We start from the raw sequence: 16,606 nt of genomic DNA on the forward strand, positions 1-16,606 counted from the left end.
ATGAACGAAGTAGCAAAAAAAATGCTGACAAAGTCAAAGAATTCTCGTTTAGAAGCCTTTGGTAAAACCATTACTTTTCTTTGCATGAGTTTGATTGTCTTTGTCGTTGCAATGATTTTATTGTTTGTGGCAGAGAAAGGTCTTTCGACCTTCTTTGTTAATAAAGTAAATATCTTTAGTTTTCTTTTTGGAACAAGGTGGAATCCGTCAGGTAAGGAATTTGGCGCTTTACCGATGATTCTAGGTTCTTTTCTTGTAACCCTTTTATCAGCTTTATTAGCGACACCATTTGCGATTGGAGCAGCTGTTTTTATGACGGAGGTCTCTCCTAAAGGTTCAAAAATTCTCCAACCAGCTATTGAACTTCTAGTCGGCATTCCATCGGTTGTGTATGGTTTCATTGGGTTGCAGGTAGTTGTCCCCTTTGTCCGTAGTATCTTTGGCGGAACAGGTTTTGGAATCTTGTCAGGGATTTTTGTTCTCTTTGTCATGATTTTACCAACAGTAACCTTTATGACAACAGATAGCTTACGTGCGGTGCCTCGTCATTATCGAGAAGCCAGTATGGCAATGGGAGCGACTCGTTGGCAAACAATTTGGCGTGTAACTTTAAAAGCAGCTCGTTCGGGTATTTTTACGGCAGTTGTCTTTGGAATGGCTCGTGCTTTTGGTGAAGCGTTGGCGATTCAAATGGTCGTAGGAAATTCAGCAGTTATCCCAACTTCTCTGACGACACCTGCTGCGACCCTGACCTCTATTTTAACAATGGGAATTGGAAATACTGTTATGGGAACTGTTAATAACAATGTTCTGTGGTCACTCGCTCTGGTTCTACTCTTGATGAGCTTAGCCTTCAATACTGTGATTAAATTGATTACAAAGGAAAGAGGTAAGAAGAACTATGCACGCTAAAAAAATGGATAAATTGGCCACTGGCGTCCTCTATATCATTGCAGGAATCATTGTTACCATCCTTGCCTCGCTAATTCTTTACATTTTAGTAAGAGGATTACCCCATGTGTCTTGGAAATTCTTGACTGGACAATCGTCTTCATATCAAGCAGGCGGCGGAATTGGGATTCAACTCTATAATTCGCTATTTCTGTTAGTTATTACCTTAATCATTTCCATTCCTTTATCAATGGGAGCAGGGATTTACTTATCTGAGTATGCTAAAAAAGGTCCAGTGACAGATTTTGTCAGAACCTGTATTGAAATTTTATCATCCCTGCCTTCCGTTGTTGTCGGTCTCTTTGGATATTTGATTTTTGTTATTCAATTCCAATATGGTTTTTCAATCATTTCTGGAGCCCTAGCGTTAACTGTATTTAATCTGCCACAGATGACACGTAGTGTCGAAGATAGCTTACAGCATGTGCATCATACACAGCGCGAAGCTGGACTTGCTCTTGGAATTTCTCGCTGGGAAACGATCGTCCATGTTGTTGTTCCAGAAGCGTTACCAAGTATTGTGACGGGGATTGTATTAGCTTCTGGGCGTATTTTTGGGGAAGCTGCTGCGCTTATCTATACAGCAGGTCAATCTGCCCCAGCACTTGACTGGTCAAATTGGAACATTTTCAGCGTAACTAGCCCAATTTCTGTTTTCCGTCAAGCTGAAACTTTGGCTGTTCACATTTGGAAAGTCAATAGTGAAGGAACGATTCCTGATGCAGTGGAAGTGTCAGCTGGGTCAGCAGCAGTGCTTCTCATCTTTATTTTAATCTTTAACCTTGGAGCTCGTAAGCTCGGAAGTTACCTGCATAAGAAATTAACATCTGCTTAAAAGGAGAAGAAATGGCAGAATATAACTGGAATGAAAAACATATCATTACTTTTCCTGAGGAAGAGGTTGTTTTATCAACGAAGGATTTGCATGTTTACTATGGTCAAAATGAATCCATTAAAGGGGTTGATATGCAGTTCAAGAAAAATAAAATTACAGCTCTTATCGGACCTTCAGGTTCTGGTAAATCAACCTATCTTCGTAGTTTGAATCGGATGAATGATACGATTGACATCGCTAAGGTTACTGGTGAGATCTGGTATGAAGGAATTGATATTAACCGCCCAGATATCAATGTTTATGAAATGCGTAAGCATATCGGAATGGTTTTTCAAAGGCCAAATCCATTTGCCAAATCCATTTACCGTAATATTACGTTTGCGCATGAACGTGCTGGTGTCAAGGATAAGAAGATTTTAGATGAAATTGTTGAAACGTCTTTGAAGCAAGCAGCGCTTTGGGAACAAGTAAAGGATGATCTTCACAAGTCTGCTTTGATGTTATCAGGCGGTCAGCAGCAACGTCTCTGCATTGCTAGAGCTATTTCCGTGAAGCCAGAAATACTTTTAATGGACGAACCTGCTTCTGCGCTCGATCCAATTGCAACAGCGCAGTTAGAAGAAACGATGTTAGAGTTGAAGAAGAACTATACGATTATCATCGTGACCCACAGCATGCAGCAGGCAGCACGTGCTAGTGACTATACCGGTTTCTTCTATCTTGGTGATTTAATCGAATATGATGAAACAGCCAATATTTTCCAAAATGCTAAGTTGCAGTCTACGAATGACTATGTTTCTGGTCATTTTGGTTAAAAAGCTGTGATTAATTTAGAATTTATTAAAGGATATCAGAATGACAGAACCTATTTTACAAATTAAGGACTTGTCGGTTTATTATAATAAAAAGAAAGCTCTCAATAGTGTATCATTAGATATATTACCACAGGAGATTACTGCTTTGATTGGTCCTTCTGGGTCAGGAAAATCAACCCTTTTAAAAGCAATCAATCGCATGGGAGATTTGAATCCAGAGGTGACAACGACAGGTACTGTGATTTATAACGGGCACAATATTTACAGTCCGCGAACAGATACAGTAGAGCTTCGCAAAGAAATTGGAATGGTTTTTCAACAGCCCAATCCATTTCCGATGACGATTTATGAAAATGTTGTCTATGGTCTGCGAATCAATGGTGTCAAAGACAAAGAGGTGTTGGATGAAGTTGTTGAAACTTCACTAAAGGGAGCATCCATTTGGGATGAGGTAAAAGATCGCTTATATGATTCAGCAATTGGCTTGTCAGGCGGTCAGCAGCAACGTGTTTGTGTAGCTCGCGTCTTAGCAACGAGTCCGAAAATCATCCTTTTAGATGAGCCAACGTCGGCACTTGATCCCATTTCTGCAGGAAAAATTGAAGAAACACTTTATGGACTGAAAGATCAATATACGATGTTATTGGTGACACGTTCTATGCAGCAGGCTAGTCGTATTTCAGATAAGACAGCTTTCTTCCTAAATGGAGATTTGATTGAGTTTAATACCACAAAAGAAATGTTCCTCAGTCCAATTCATAAGGAAACGGAAGATTATATTACAGGAAAATTCGGATAGAAAGACAGAAGTTACTTTTTGTTATCTCAACCAGTCCCTAGACTGTTAGCACCCTTTATATCTTATGAAAGGAAATTTTATGCTTAGAGTACAATTTGAAGAAGATTTAGCAAAACTCCATAACCAATTCTACGCGATGGGAAATGAAGTTTTATCACAGATTAACCGCACAGTTCGTGCATTTGTGACCCACGATCGTGAATTAGCAAAAGAGGTTATCGAAGAAGATGCAGAAGTAAATGAATATGAAGTAAAGTTGGAGAAAAAATCTCTGGAAATTATTGCTTTGCAGCAGCCCGTTTCACAAGACTTACGCACAGTTATTACAGTTTTGAAAGCAAGTAGTGATGTGGAAAGAATGGGTGACCATGCTGTTTCCATTGCGCAGGCGACGATCCGCATGAAAGGAGAAGTTCGCATCCAATCTGTTGAAGAAGAAATCAGCAAGATGGGACGTGATGTCAAGAACTTTGTGGAAGCAGCACTTGAGCTTTACCTTAATGGCGATGTGGATAAGGCCTATGAAGTAGCTGCTATGGATGAGAAAATCAATCAGTACTTTGATGATATTCGAGACCTAGCAACGCAAGAAATTAAAACAAATCCAGATTTGATTGTTACAGGCCGTGATTACTTCCAAGTTATTTCGTACCTAGAACGTATTGGTGATTATGCTAAAAATATCTGTGAATGGGTTGTTTACTTTGAAACAGGTAAAATTGTTGAAATGTAAATACTAATTTAAAAAATTTGAGAATCATTTCTCAGATTTTTTATTTTCCTCTTCTTTTTCCGAATAAGAATATGAGGAGGTATTTTATGTACAGTATTTCATTTCAGGAAGATTCTTTATTGCCAAGAGAACGTTTGGTAGCAGAAGGTGCAGAACAATTGAGCAATCAAGAATTGTTATCCATTCTTATCCGTACGGGCAATAAAAAAGAAACTGTTTTTCAAGTTTCTCAACGAATTCTATCAACTATTTCTAGTTTGAATGATTTGCGTAATATGACGCTACAAGAACTGCAATCAATCTCTGGAATTGGTCGTATCAAAGCTATTGAATTGCAAGCCATGATGGAGCTGGGACAGCGAATCAGTAAGGCAGAATTGATTACGCAAGAGCAAATTTTAAGTAGTCAAAAGTTAGCGAAAAAAATGCAACAGGAATTGGGGCATAAAAAGCAAGAACACCTTGTGGCTTTATATCTGAATACTCAAAACAAAATCATTCATCAACAGACAATTTTTATCGGCAGCGTGTCACGCAGTATTGCAGAGCCACGAGAAATCCTGCATTATGCCGTGAAGCACATGGCGACATCCATTATTTTAGTACACAATCATCCTTCAGGAGCCGTACTGCCGAGCAGAAACGACGATGAAGTGACCAAACATGTAAAAGAAGCCTGTGAACTAATGGGTTTCATCTTACTGGATCATCTCATCGTCGCTAAGAAAGATTATTATAGTTATCGAGAAGAAACGGAATTGATTTAAAGTTTATTGACGACATAGTCAAAAAGAAGCCGATCTTTAGGACGTGTTTCAAATAAGAATTCTGGATGCCACTGGACTCCCAGATAAGCAATTTCATCGGTTGTTGTAATGGCTTCAATGGTATTATCTTTTGGATCACGGGCAATGACTTCAATATTTTCTGCTAAGTCTTTGATACTCTGATGATGGAAAGAGTTGATATGAGACACTTCGCCGTAAATCTTTTCTAAAACAGAGCCGGATTTAGTGACTAATTTTTGAGTCGTATACTCAGCAGAACTGTCTTGCCAATGATGTTCAATATCTTGATAAAGAGTTCCACCCATTGCGACGTTAAACAATTGTGTACCGCGGCAAACAGTAAAAATTGGTTTTTGCTGTTGGACAGCTTCATGGATTAAGGCTAGTTCAAACAAATCACGCTCCAAATGGTAATCATCACTGTCAATTGTTTTTTCTTCGCCATAGAATTGCGGTGATACATTTTGCCCACCCGTTAGGATGAGCTTATCAATCATCTGAATGTAGCGCTGCGCCATATCTGCATCTCCGATTGGCAATATGATGGGAGTTCCACCAACTTCTTTTACACCTTCCACAAATCCCTTAGCAGCATAACTCATGATGGCAAATTCATCTTCGGGGTTTGGTCTTTCATTTCCAGTAATTCCAATAATGGGTTTCTTCATAAATAAATGTCTGCTCTTTCTAATTGTTTAATTCCCTTTTTTCATAAAGTAGAGAAGTGTTTGCAGCTCACTTGTTAAATCAACATATTGAACGACAACATCTTTTGGAACGGTTAAGTGAACAGGGGAAAAACTGAGAATACCTTTTACACCAGCTTGTACAAGAGCAGTTGCAACTTCTTGCGCTTTTGCACTAGGAACTGTCAAAATAGCTGTTTTTACATCTACACCTTTTAATTTATCGTTGATTTGTGAAATGCCATAAATAGGAATCCCGTCAGTTGTAGTAGTTCCAACTTCAGGATGATCATCAGTGTCAAATGCCATGACAATCTTCATTTTATTCCGTTCATGGAAGCGGTAGTGGAGAAGTGCGTGTCCCATATTACCGATACCGACCAACATCACATTGGTAATAGAATTATCATGAAGTAAATCAGCAAAAAAATTCATGAGTTTTTTTACATCATAACCATAGCCACGACGACCTAATTCGCCAAAGTAAGAAAAATCACGACGGACAGTGGCAGAATCAATCCCGATAGCATCTGCGATTTGTTTTGAATTGGCTTTTTCGATTTTTTCGGAATTAAATCGTTTGAAAATCCGATAATAAAGAGAGAGCCTTTTTGCAGTTGCGCGTGGAATGGTGGTATTTTTTTCAGATTTCACAAAATCACATCCTTTCAAAGACTATTTTATAGAAAGTTTGTGAAAAAATCAACTTATTTGATAAAAATAGAAAAGGAGTAGGACAAAATTCAGAAAATCAAAGATTTTCAGCTCGTTATCCCACTCTCATTATATTATTTTACTGACGGTTTAAAAATGAGCTTTTAAGCTATTTGCTTATTGCTCTTGTTTGGTAAAAATACCACGTTCAACTAAACTATCCATTAGAAAATAAAATTTTTCCTGAATAATATGATTGGCTTCTGATTTAAAAATATTGACCAAACGAAGTCCTGATTTGTCTGTAATATTGATTTTTACACCAGAAAGGTCTTTATTGATAATGATTTTTAATAGAAAACCATCCCCGCTATTTGGAACATTTTCTAATAAACGTGACAGTTCATAATTTCCAACTTTGGTTTCGGCAAATGTGTTATCACGCAAAGTAAATTTTTTTACATTTTCTCCAAGAGAGTAACTGTAGGGGCAGTCTTTTAAGTGAATAGTGGTCTGAAAAGCCATCTATTTTATCCTCCTAAAATTTCTTTTAATATCGTAGTAAATTGTTGAACTTCTTCTGAAGTATTTTGCTCCGAGAAACTAATGCGAATAGATTCCTTTAAGCGTTCTGAATCGCTACCATAAAGTGCTTCAAGAACATGACTGGGTTCAATAGCGCCTGCCGTACAAGCAGAGCCAGTTGAGATAGAAATTCCAGATAAGTCTAAACGCATGAGCAATAAATCGTTAGCATGCTTTGGAAAGCCAAGATTTATGACATAGGGAAGTGTAGAGGAAGCGTTGTTTATATAGTAATTGGTTCCATCAAGTTCGGCGAGAAGCTGTTTCTTTAAGCTTTCCACATGACTTATATTTTTTGAATAGTCTTTAAGATTCTCTTTTAAAGCTGCAACCATACCGGCAATAGCTGCTAAATTCTCAGTACCTGCCCGTCTTTTATCTTCTTGGTCTCCACCATGTAAAAACTTATCAAATTTTACATGATTGAAGTACAAGAAGCCGACCCCTTTAGGACCGTGAAATTTATGAGCTGATGCACTCATGAAATCAATTCCTAGCTCGTCAGGATAGACAGGTAATTTACCCATAACTTGCACAGCATCCACATGATAAGCAGCGGGATGATGTTTCACAACTTCAGCAATTTCTTTGATCGGAAGCACATAGCCTGTTTCATTATTGGCATACATGGTTGAAACAAGTATTGTATCTTCTCGAAGAGACTCTTTAATCTGTTGAGCTGTAATTTCTCCATTTTTAGGTTGGATATAAGTAGCTTCAAAGCCAAATTTGTCCACCAAATATTCAATAGTTTCAAGAACAGAATGATGCTCAATAGCAGTAGTGATAATGTGTTTTCCTTGGTCTTGATGGGCCAAGGCATATCCTTTTATAGCTGTATTGTTACTTTCTGTCCCACCAGATGTAAAGATAATATGTTGACTATTGGTATGAAGCAGTTCAGCAAGCTCTTGTCGGGCTTCACGAAGAATTTTACTAGCAGCTCTACCGTGACTATGAATGCTAGACGGATTGCCAAAGGTATTTTCCATAACCTGTGTCATAGCAGCAATAGTAGCTGTTGACATAGGAGTTGTTGCTGCATTATCGAAATAAATCAAGATTTCTCCTTATTTCTTTTTATTGTAAGCAAAAAGAGGACTGACTGGTTTTCTTTTATGAATACGAACGATTGCATCTCCGATTAGCTCACTTGCAGTAATGTATTGAACATTTTTCGGAGTTTTTTCTTTAGTGGCAACTGAGTCGGTTACTAGAATTTCTTTGATTGGGGAATTGTCTAACTTTTCAGCAGCTCCCTCGACAAATAGACCATGACTAGAAACCGCATAAATTTCTGTTGCGCCTTCACGTTCAACAATTTTTGAGGCTTCAGCAAAGGTACGTCCAGTGTTTAGAATATCATCAATGAGAATGGCTTTTTTACCTGCCACATCTCCGATAATGTAACCTTCATCACGGTTAGAGTCATCTTGTACATAGTCGATGATAGCAATTGGAGCATCTAAATGCTCTGCTAAACTTCTAGCACGCTTAACGCCGGAGTTCTTTGGACTGACCACAACTACATCTTCGCCAGACAAGCCCTTTTCACAGTAATGTTTGGCGAAAAGAGGGATGGTATAAAGGTTATCAACAGGAATATCAAAGAAGCCTTGGACTTGGACCGCATGCAAATCAAGGGTCAGAACACGATCACCCCCTGCCTTTACCAGCATATTTGCGACAAGTTTTGCTGTAATCGGTTCGCGTGGAGCGGCAGTACGGTCTTGACGAGCATAACCAAAATACGGCATCACAACATTGACAGAGTTAGCGCTGGCACGATTGCAAGCATCCACCATGATGAGAAGCTCCATCAAATGATTATTGACAGGGAAACTCGTTGATTGAATGATAAATACATCAAAACCACGAACACTTTCCTCGATGTTTACTTGGATTTCTCCGTCTGAAAATTGACGCGAGGATAGTTTTCCAAGAGTCACGCCAGCGGCTTTAGCAATTTTTTCGGCAATATCGTGATTGGAATTTAGTGCAAACAACTTCATCTGTGCTTTATCTGTCAGTATATCCATCATAACTTATTAAGACTCCTTTTGGTTTCTACATTCCATTTTATCAAAAAATAAGCAAAATTTCAGCTTTTATTCATAAGTTTTGAGCAAATCTTGCAACTTTAGGTTTTGCATATTTATAATGGATATGATGAGCTTGTAAAAAGTGGTCGAATTGTTCTTTTCCAACCTTTGCATCTGTCACTTCCAGCTCTAATTCGTAGTCTGTTTTGTCAAAATAATGATTTTCATCAAGTGCCATTAAGCCAATAGTGGTCTCTTTTTCATAGCGAATAGTTGTTAAGTTCCCTAGCACCTTTAGTTCATCGAGATTGATAGCATGAGTCAGCAGGGTACGTATTTCTCCTTCAGGTAGCACACATGTATTGATGAGTGTGCGACACTCTTCTAAAGTGAGAGCTTGATTGTATTCCATATTACCGATTTGCTGCGGAATTTTCAAAGTTAATTCGGCACGATTGTCAAAAGCACGAATCCGAAGTGCCATTTTTGTATCTCGGATTGAGAAGTCGGCTGTGTCAATATAGTAGTTTGTTTGTTTGGTAGCTGTTATATCTGAAAACAGCGGTAACAGCTGTTGGTACTCATTCTTTGTCAGAAGCGTTTTGTATTCAATTTCCAAATGATTCATTTTCAAATCCTTTTCTTTTGTTTGAAAGCGATTTATGTTATAATAAGTATTATGTTTATTTTATAAAAAATTAAGTAAAATGACAAGGTGAGTGTATGCAATTAGAGTGGGAAGAGTTTCTGGATCCTTATATTCAAGCGGTTGGTGAGTTAAAAATCAAACTGCGCGGGATTCGTAAACAGTATCGAAAACAAAAACAGCATTCTCCGATTGAATTTGTGACGGGGCGTGTAAAACCGATAGAAAGTATCAAAGAAAAGATGGCTCTGCGCGGGATTAAAGAGGAAAATCTAGCGCAAGATATGCAAGATATAGCAGGTTTGCGCGTGATGGTTCAATTTGTGGATGACGTAGAAGAAGTTTTGGATGTTTTGCGAAAACGCCATGACATGCGGATTATCCAAGAGCGAGACTATATTAAAAATCGTAAGGCTAGTGGATATCGAAGCTATCATGTCATTATTGAATATCCTGTTGATACCATCAATGGCAATAAAACGGTTTTAGCAGAGATTCAAATCCGTACTCTGTCCATGAATTTTTGGGCAACAATTGAACATTCGCTGAATTATAAATATAAGGGTGAATTTCCAGATGAAATTAAGAAACGTCTGGAGATTACCGCAAAAATCGCCTATCAATTGGACGAAGAAATGGGAAAAATTCGTGATGATATTCAAGAGGCACAAGCCTTGTTTGACCCAATTAGTCGCAAATTGAATGATGGCGTAGGAAATAGTGACGATACAGATGAAGAATACAGGTAAAAGAATAGGGATTATCAGCAATCGCAGGCGACAAAGTCAAGAAATTTCTCGCCAGTTAAAACAAAAATTAAAGCAGAATCATTTTATTTTGAATGATAATAATCCTGATATTGTCATTTCAATCGGTGGCGATGGGATGCTTTTGTCGGCCTTTCATAAATATGAAGATCAGCTAGATAAAGTCCGCTTTGTTGGCGTCCATACAGGACATTTGGGTTTTTATACGGATTATCGAGATTTTGAATTGGACAAACTAATTGACAATTTAAAATTAGACACGGGTGCGAAAGTTTCCTATCCGATTTTAAATGTTAAAATTTTCCATGGAAATAATGAAGTTTGTACAAAACGTGCTTTGAACGAGGCAACAATCAAGCGTTCAGGACGAACAATGGTTGCTGATGTCATTATCAATCAAGTGCATTTTGAGCGCTTTCGTGGTGATGGCATTTCAGTATCAACTCCGACAGGAAGCACAGCTTACAATAAATCGCTAGGTGGAGCTGTTTTGCACCCAACCATTGAAGCTCTTCAGATTGCAGAAGTTGCAAGCTTGAACAATCGTGTGTTTCGGACCTTAGGTTCCTCAATTATCGTTCCTAAGAAAGATAAAATTGAAATCGTGCCGACTTGGAATGACCGACATGCAATTTCGATTGACAATCAAAATTTTATGATAAACAATATTTCTAAAATTGAATTTCAAATTGATCAACATAAGATTAACTTTCTTGCTACACCGAGTCATACGAGCTTCTGGAATCGTGTAAAAGATGCTTTTATTGGCGAGGTGGAGGAATGAGGTTTGAATTTACTGCAGATGAACATGTTAAAGTCAAGACCTTTTTAAAAAAACACGAAATTTCCAAAAGTTTGCTTGCAAAAATTAAGTTTTCTGGTGGAGATATTCAAGTAAATGGAAAAAAGCAAAATGCCATTTATTTGTTGGATATTGGCGACAAAGTTGCTGTCGATATTCCTGCAGAAGAAGGTTTTGGTAGTCTACGGGCAGTAGAAAGAGAATTAGAGATTGTCTACGAAGATGAACATTTTTTGATTTTGAACAAGCCAGCAGGCGTAGCTAGCATTCCTAGTGTGAATCATTCTAATACAATGGCCAATTTTGTAAAAGCTTACTACATTTCTAATCATTATGAAAATCAGCAGATTCATATTGTAACACGTTTGGATCGTGATACGAGTGGTCTGATGTTGTTTGCAAAACACGGTTATGCTCATGCAAGATTGGATAAACAGCTGCAAAAGAAAGTCATTGAGAAGCATTATTATGCTTTGGTTAAGGGTTCTGAACGGTTAAAGCCTGAAGGAGACATTATCGCTCCCATCGCACGAGAAGATAGCAGTATTATTACACGCTGTGTAGCGAAAAATGGGAAATATGCTCATACGAGCTATAAAGTTTTAGCGCAATATGGTGATGTTTACCTCGTTGATATTCATCTTCACACAGGACGGACACACCAGATTAGGGTTCATTTTTCTTATATTGGCTTTCCTCTTTTAGGAGATGATTTGTATGGAGGCAGCTTGACAGATGGCATAGCGCGGCAAGCGCTTCATTGCCACTCATTGCGTTTTTACAATCCATTCCATGAGGAAGTTGTGAATAAATCGAGTCCTCTTCCGGAAGATTTCCAAGCAGTAATTCAAAAATTAAGCAATAAAAAGGAGTAAAACATGAAAATTTTTGAAAAGATTCGCGAAGCACTTAAAGACAAAGAAGTAAAAATTGTTTTACCAGAAGGTGAAGAACCACGTATTCTTCAAGCGACAAAACGTTTGGTAAAAGAAACTAGTATTACACCTGTTTTGTTGGGAAATCCCGAAAAAATTAGGATTTATCTTGAAATTGAAGGCGTAACGGAAGGTTATGAAGTCATTGACCCTCAAAATTGTTCTTGTTTTGAAGAAATGGTTGCAGCTTTTGTTGAACGCCGTAAGGGAAAAATCACAGAAGAAGAAGCTCGTAAACTATTGAAAGAGGATGTCAATTATTTTGGTGTCATGCTCGTGTATCTTGGAAAAGTACAAGGTATGGTTTCTGGTGCAGTTCACTCTACGGCAAGTACAGTTCGCCCAGCCCTTCAAATTATTAAAACTCTTCCTTGGGTTTCTCGTACATCTGGTGCTTTTCTAATGGTTCGTGGTGATGAACGTTATGTTTTCGGGGACTGCGCAATCAATATTGATCCAGACGCTAAAACATTAGCAGAAATTGCCATTAACTCAGCATTAACTGCACAAATTTTTGGTATTGTTCCAAAAGTAGCTATGCTTAGCTATTCAACTAAAGGGTCTGGATTTGGTGAAAAGGTTGATAAAGTCGTTGAAGCCACAAAACTAGCGCAGGAAATGCGACCAGAGCTTGCTATTGACGGAGAATTACAGTTTGATGCGGCCTTTGTACCTAAAACAGCAGAGTTAAAAGCTCCTGGCAGCAATGTAGCTGGTCAAGCGACTGTCTTTGTATTTCCTGGTATCGAAGCTGGAAATATTAGCTATAAAATGGCAGAACGCCTCGGCGGTTTCTCAGCAGTCGGTCCTATTTTGCAAGGATTGAATCACCCAGTAAACGACCTTTCACGTGGATGTAATGCTGACGATGTTTATAAATTAACGTTAATTACTGCTAGCCAAGCAGTTGGTCATTATTAGAAAAATGACAAAGAATCCAGAGTTCACTTTCTGGGTTCTCTTTTTATTTTATGATATACTAAAGCTATGTTAGATTTGAAAAAATATGGAATTGAGATGTGGGAGGATGAAAAAATTGCCTCCTTTCGTCAAAAATTATTAGCTTGGTATGATGAGAATAAACGTGATTTGCCTTGGCGGAGAAGCAGCAATCCTTATCATATTTGGATTTCAGAAATTATGCTACAACAGACGCGAGTAGATACGGTCATTCCTTACTATGAGCGCTTTTTAGATTGGTTTCCGACAATCAAAGATTTGGCAACGGCACCAGAAGAACGCTTATTAAAAGCATGGGAGGGACTAGGATATTATTCGCGAGTGCGCAATATGCAACAGGCAGCCCAGCAGATTATGACAGATTTTAATGGACAGTTTCCTCACACTTACGCAGGAATTTCCAGCCTTAAAGGGATTGGTCCTTATACAGCGGGCGCTATCGCTAGCATTGCTTTTGGCTTGCCTGAGCCAGCAGTAGATGGCAATGTTATGCGAGTTTTGAGTCGTTTATTTGAGGTAAACTTAGACATTGGTGTTCCAGCTAATCGAAAAGTTTTTCAGGCCATGATGGAAATTTTGATTGATCCTGAAAGACCAGGAGATTTCAACCAAGCCTTGATGGATTTGGGTTCAGATATTGAAGCGCCGGTGAATCCTAGACCGAAAGATAGTCCTATAAAAGAATTTAGTGCTGCTTATTTACATGGAACAATGGATAAATACCCTATCAAAGCTCCTAAGAAAAAACCAGTCCCAGTTTATTTGTATGGTTTGATTGTTCAAAATACTCAAGGACAGTTTCTTTTGGAAAAAAATGAAACAAGCGGTCTTTTATCAGGATTTTGGCACTTTCCTTTAATTGAAGTAGATGAATTTTCTGACGATGAACAGCTATCACTTTTTGAAGTAGCTGAAAATCAAGTCGCATTTGAATTGCCTCCTCAAGAAAGTTTTGAGCAGGACTATGATTTGATAGTAGATTGGCAGGAGCAAACTTTTCCAACGATTCAACATGTGTTTAGTCATCGCAAGTGGCAGATTCGTTTGCTCTACGGTCAGGTGGTAAATGCTACGAAAACGCCTAAACAGGAACAAGTTCTATGGCTGCACCCTGATGACTTTGCCGATTATCCATTTGCTAAACCCCAGCAGAAAATGTGGCAAGCCTTTCAAGAAGGTAAATTAAAAGGAAATTAAATGTTAAGAGGCAGGGATAATATGCTCCCTGCCTCGCTTTGTGATTGTAAAAAGCTATTGCCTAGTTGGTTTATAATATGTTGTGAAGCTGGAGATTTTCGTCTCAGCTTCATTTTTATAAGTTAGCGAATGACTTGATTTCGTCAGCCGTCATAGAGGAGTCACAACGGATAGTCACATGACCATTCTCTGTATGTAAAAATCCTGGTACAGTTGGGATTCCATATTCGGAACGGAATGCTTGGAGCTCTTCCAGTTCACTAGGCTCCTCACTATTGATAAAGAAAATATGTGCTTTGGTTTCAGTGACAACACTAGCTAGCGTAGCGGCGAATTTACGACAGTAAGGACATGTTTTTCGACCAATGAAAAATGTAGCAGTTTCTTTGGCTGCAATAGCTTTTCGAGCACGATTAACAGTAGTCACTTCTAAATCTTTAATGTCTTGTGCAAATTTTTCCATAAAATAACCTCATTTCTTTTGCTCATTTCAGTATGCCATAAATATAAAAATAATGCAGAGATTTGAAATGAAAAGTGAAATATTAAAAAAGGAATGAGACAAGACAATAGTCTGTTAGACTGTTTGAAGTTGTAAATAGAGAAAATATTTCTATGATAAAAGCAGTTCGAGCCTGAGACACTATTGTCACAGACTCGAAATTGAAAATGATAGAAGTGAGATTCTGATTATTTTACAAAGTCGTTGATTTCTGCTTCAATTTTAGCAAGTTTTGCTTGAGCGTCTTGGCTGGAATCTCCGACAACAGCAATGTAGAATTTGATTTTTGGTTCGGTTCCTGAAGGACGTACAGCAATCCATGAACCATCAGTAAGTGTGTATTTTAATACGTCACTTGGTGGAGTTGTTAATTTCGTTACATTGCCGTCAGAATCAGTAGCAGTTTGTGCTTTGAAATCTTCTGTGACTGCAACAGCAGTAGCATTGAATTCTTTCGGTGCATTGTCACGGAACTTGCTCATAATAGCTTTGATTTGTTCAGCGCCATCAACACCAGACAAAGTAACTGAAATCGTTTTTTCAGCATAGTAACCGTATTCTTTGTAGATTTCTTCAATTCCGTCTGCAAGAGTTAAGCCGCGAGAACGGTAGTAAGCTGCAAGCTCAGCTACGACCAAAACAGCTTGGATAGCATCTTTGTCACGTACAAATGGTTTAATCAAGTAGCCAAAGCTTTCTTCAAAGCCCATCATGTAAGTGTGATTGTGTTTTTCTTCAAATTCTTGAATCTTTTCGGCGATAAATTTGAAACCAGTTAAGACATTAAACATGGTTGCGCCGTAGCTTTCAGCAATCTTGGTTACAAGATCGGTAGAGACAATGGATTTGCAAAGTGCTGCATTTGCAGGAAGTGTTCCAGCAGTCTTATGCGCTTCAAGGATATACTTGGCCATAATCGCACCGATTTGATTTCCTGAAAGATTGCGGTAGCTACCGTCTTTTTGGAGAACTTCAACGCCCACACGGTCAGCATCTGGGTCTGTTGCGACAAGGACATCCGCACCAACTTTACGTCCCAATTCTTCAGCGAGTGCGAAAGCAGCTTGGTTTTCTGGATTTGGTGATTTGACAGTGGAGAAGTCTGGATCTGGCACGCATTGAGCTTCGACAACTTGAACAGAATCAAAACCAGCTTGGGCAAATGCTCGGCGTGCTAACATTTCACCTGTACCATGAAGCGGAGTGTAGACGATTTTCATGTCTTTTCCATATTCATCAATCAATTGTTGATTGATATTCACATCTTTTACTTCTTTAAGGTATTCAGTATCAACGTTTTCACCGATGATTTCAATCAATCCAGATGCTTTTTCGGCTTCAACATCAGCTACTTCAATGGCAAATGGATTTTCGATTGCACGAATATAATCCGTCAAGGCATCAGCATCATGCGGCGGCATTTGCCCCCCATCTTCACCATAAACTTTATAGCCATTAAATGGAGCAGGGTTGTGGCTAGCTGTAATCATAATCCCAGCAAAAGTTCCCAAATGGCGAACTGCAAACGATAGTTCTGGTGTTGGACGGAGACTTTCAAATACATAAGATTTAATGCCATGTTTTGCTAAGACAGCAGCAGATTCAAAGGCAAATTCTGGTGAGAAGTGACGAGAGTCGTAAGCGATAGCGACACCGCGTTTTTTGAAATCTTCACCTTTTTCATCAATCAAACGTGCTAAACCTTCAGTTGCCTGACGAACGACATAAATATTGATACGATTCGTACCTGCACCAATCAAGCCACGCATACCAGCAGTACCAAATTCGAGATTGGTATAAAAAGCATCTTCTTTTGTCTTTTCATCCATCGAATCCAATTCTTTACGAAGGTAATCTGGAAGTTCTGCAAAATCAAGCCATTTTTTGAAATTATCTTGATAAGTCATTG

General features: G+C 38.5%; 19 protein-coding genes. 11 read left to right on the forward strand and 8 right to left on the reverse strand.

The annotated features are described in order from the left end of the window. The 6 genes from pstC to radC all read left to right on the forward strand — a co-directional run bounded on the left by pstC (nt 1) and on the right by radC (nt 4,900). Nucleotides 1-912, forward strand: coding sequence for a phosphate ABC transporter permease subunit PstC (gene pstC, locus FQ204_RS02530; protein ID WP_144208227.1), 912 nt, complete (start codon nt 1-3; stop codon nt 910-912). Beyond that, nucleotides 902-1,786: a phosphate ABC transporter permease PstA gene (pstA, locus tag FQ204_RS02535; RefSeq protein ID WP_144208230.1), complete on the forward strand. Its 885-nt coding sequence runs from the start codon at nt 902-904 to the stop codon at nt 1,784-1,786. The genes pstC and pstA overlap by 11 nt, the downstream gene beginning before the upstream one ends. Before the next feature lie 11 nt (nt 1,787-1,797). Further along, nucleotides 1,798-2,601 carry a phosphate ABC transporter ATP-binding protein PstB gene (gene pstB, locus FQ204_RS02540; protein ID WP_144208233.1) on the forward strand — a complete coding sequence of 268 codons (804 nt, stop codon included), beginning with the start codon at nt 1,798-1,800 and terminating at the stop codon, nt 2,599-2,601. A 40-nt stretch (nt 2,602-2,641) separates the two neighbouring features. Then, complete coding sequence (pstB, locus tag FQ204_RS02545) at nt 2,642-3,400, forward strand: phosphate ABC transporter ATP-binding protein PstB (protein WP_144208235.1); 759 nt, start codon at nt 2,642-2,644, stop codon at nt 3,398-3,400. A 79-nt stretch (nt 3,401-3,479) separates the two neighbouring features. Continuing rightward, nucleotides 3,480-4,133, forward strand: a complete 654-nt coding sequence (gene phoU / locus FQ204_RS02550) for a phosphate signaling complex protein PhoU (protein WP_144208238.1) — start codon at nt 3,480-3,482, stop codon at nt 4,131-4,133. 86 nt (nt 4,134-4,219) lie between these two features. Beyond that, entirely contained in the window at nt 4,220-4,900 is a 681-nt protein-coding gene (gene radC, locus FQ204_RS02555) for a RadC family protein (protein WP_144208241.1), read from the forward strand. On the opposite strand, the gene FQ204_RS02560 is transcribed toward radC, so the two are convergent. From FQ204_RS02560 to FQ204_RS02585, 6 genes are all read right to left on the reverse strand, one after another. Next, nucleotides 4,897-5,589: a gamma-glutamyl-gamma-aminobutyrate hydrolase family protein gene (locus FQ204_RS02560; RefSeq protein WP_144208244.1), complete on the reverse strand. Its 693-nt coding sequence runs from the start codon at nt 5,587-5,589 to the stop codon at nt 4,897-4,899. The genes radC and FQ204_RS02560 overlap by 4 nt on opposite strands. A 27-nt stretch (nt 5,590-5,616) precedes the next feature. Further along, on the reverse strand, nt 5,617-6,261 hold the full coding sequence (locus tag FQ204_RS02565) for a redox-sensing transcriptional repressor Rex (protein ID WP_144208247.1): 645 nt from the start codon (nt 6,259-6,261) through the stop codon (nt 5,617-5,619). 177 nt (nt 6,262-6,438) lie between these two features. Further along, on the reverse strand, nt 6,439-6,786 hold the full coding sequence (locus FQ204_RS02570; protein ID WP_144208250.1) for a DUF1831 domain-containing protein: 348 nt from the start codon (nt 6,784-6,786) through the stop codon (nt 6,439-6,441). Between the two features lie 5 nt (nt 6,787-6,791). Then, nucleotides 6,792-7,907 carry a cysteine desulfurase family protein gene (locus FQ204_RS02575; protein WP_144208253.1) on the reverse strand — a complete coding sequence of 372 codons (1,116 nt, stop codon included), beginning with the start codon at nt 7,905-7,907 and terminating at the stop codon, nt 6,792-6,794. A 9-nt stretch (nt 7,908-7,916) separates the two neighbouring features. Next, entirely contained in the window at nt 7,917-8,876 is a 960-nt protein-coding gene (locus FQ204_RS02580; protein WP_144208413.1) for a ribose-phosphate diphosphokinase, read from the reverse strand. Between the two features lie 82 nt (nt 8,877-8,958). Beyond that, on the reverse strand, nt 8,959-9,516 hold the full coding sequence (locus tag FQ204_RS02585; RefSeq protein WP_144208256.1) for a CYTH domain-containing protein: 558 nt from the start codon (nt 9,514-9,516) through the stop codon (nt 8,959-8,961). 95 nt (nt 9,517-9,611) lie between these two features. On the opposite strand from FQ204_RS02585, the gene FQ204_RS02590 reads away from it, so the two are divergent. The 5 genes from FQ204_RS02590 (at nt 9,612) to mutY (ending at nt 14,195) form a co-directional block, all read left to right on the forward strand. Further along, the gene (locus FQ204_RS02590; RefSeq protein ID WP_144208259.1) at nt 9,612-10,283 is read left to right on the forward strand and encodes a GTP pyrophosphokinase family protein; all 672 of its coding nucleotides are present in this window, start codon (nt 9,612-9,614) and stop codon (nt 10,281-10,283) included. After that, nucleotides 10,267-11,085 (forward strand): NAD kinase, encoded by an 819-nt coding sequence (locus FQ204_RS02595; protein ID WP_144208262.1) that lies wholly within the window; start codon nt 10,267-10,269, stop codon nt 11,083-11,085. Before FQ204_RS02590 ends, FQ204_RS02595 begins: the two co-directional genes overlap by 17 nt. Then, entirely contained in the window at nt 11,082-11,978 is an 897-nt protein-coding gene (locus FQ204_RS02600; RefSeq protein ID WP_144208265.1) for an RluA family pseudouridine synthase, read from the forward strand. Before FQ204_RS02595 ends, FQ204_RS02600 begins: the two co-directional genes overlap by 4 nt. 3 nt (nt 11,979-11,981) lie before the next feature. Further along, a complete protein-coding gene (gene pta, locus FQ204_RS02605; RefSeq protein ID WP_144208268.1) occupies nt 11,982-12,959 on the forward strand; it encodes a phosphate acetyltransferase in 978 nt (325 codons plus the stop codon). A gap of 66 nt (nt 12,960-13,025) precedes the next feature. Further along, on the forward strand, nt 13,026-14,195 hold the full coding sequence (gene mutY / locus FQ204_RS02610; RefSeq protein ID WP_144208271.1) for an A/G-specific adenine glycosylase: 1,170 nt from the start codon (nt 13,026-13,028) through the stop codon (nt 14,193-14,195). A 115-nt stretch (nt 14,196-14,310) separates the two neighbouring features. Here mutY and FQ204_RS02615 read toward each other — a convergent pair whose 3' ends face one another. Both FQ204_RS02615 and FQ204_RS02620 read right to left on the reverse strand, forming a co-directional pair. Continuing rightward, nucleotides 14,311-14,658 carry a PedC/BrcD family bacteriocin maturation disulfide isomerase gene (locus FQ204_RS02615; RefSeq protein ID WP_144208274.1) on the reverse strand — a complete coding sequence of 116 codons (348 nt, stop codon included), beginning with the start codon at nt 14,656-14,658 and terminating at the stop codon, nt 14,311-14,313. A gap of 227 nt (nt 14,659-14,885) precedes the next feature. After that, nucleotides 14,886-16,604: a phospho-sugar mutase gene (locus FQ204_RS02620; protein ID WP_144208277.1), complete on the reverse strand. Its 1,719-nt coding sequence runs from the start codon at nt 16,602-16,604 to the stop codon at nt 14,886-14,888. Between the last annotated feature and the right edge of the window lie 2 nt (nt 16,605-16,606).

This window comes from Streptococcus constellatus (assembly GCF_902167705.1).
GTDB classification, from domain to species: Bacteria; Bacillota; Bacilli; order Lactobacillales; family Streptococcaceae; genus Streptococcus; species Streptococcus constellatus_A.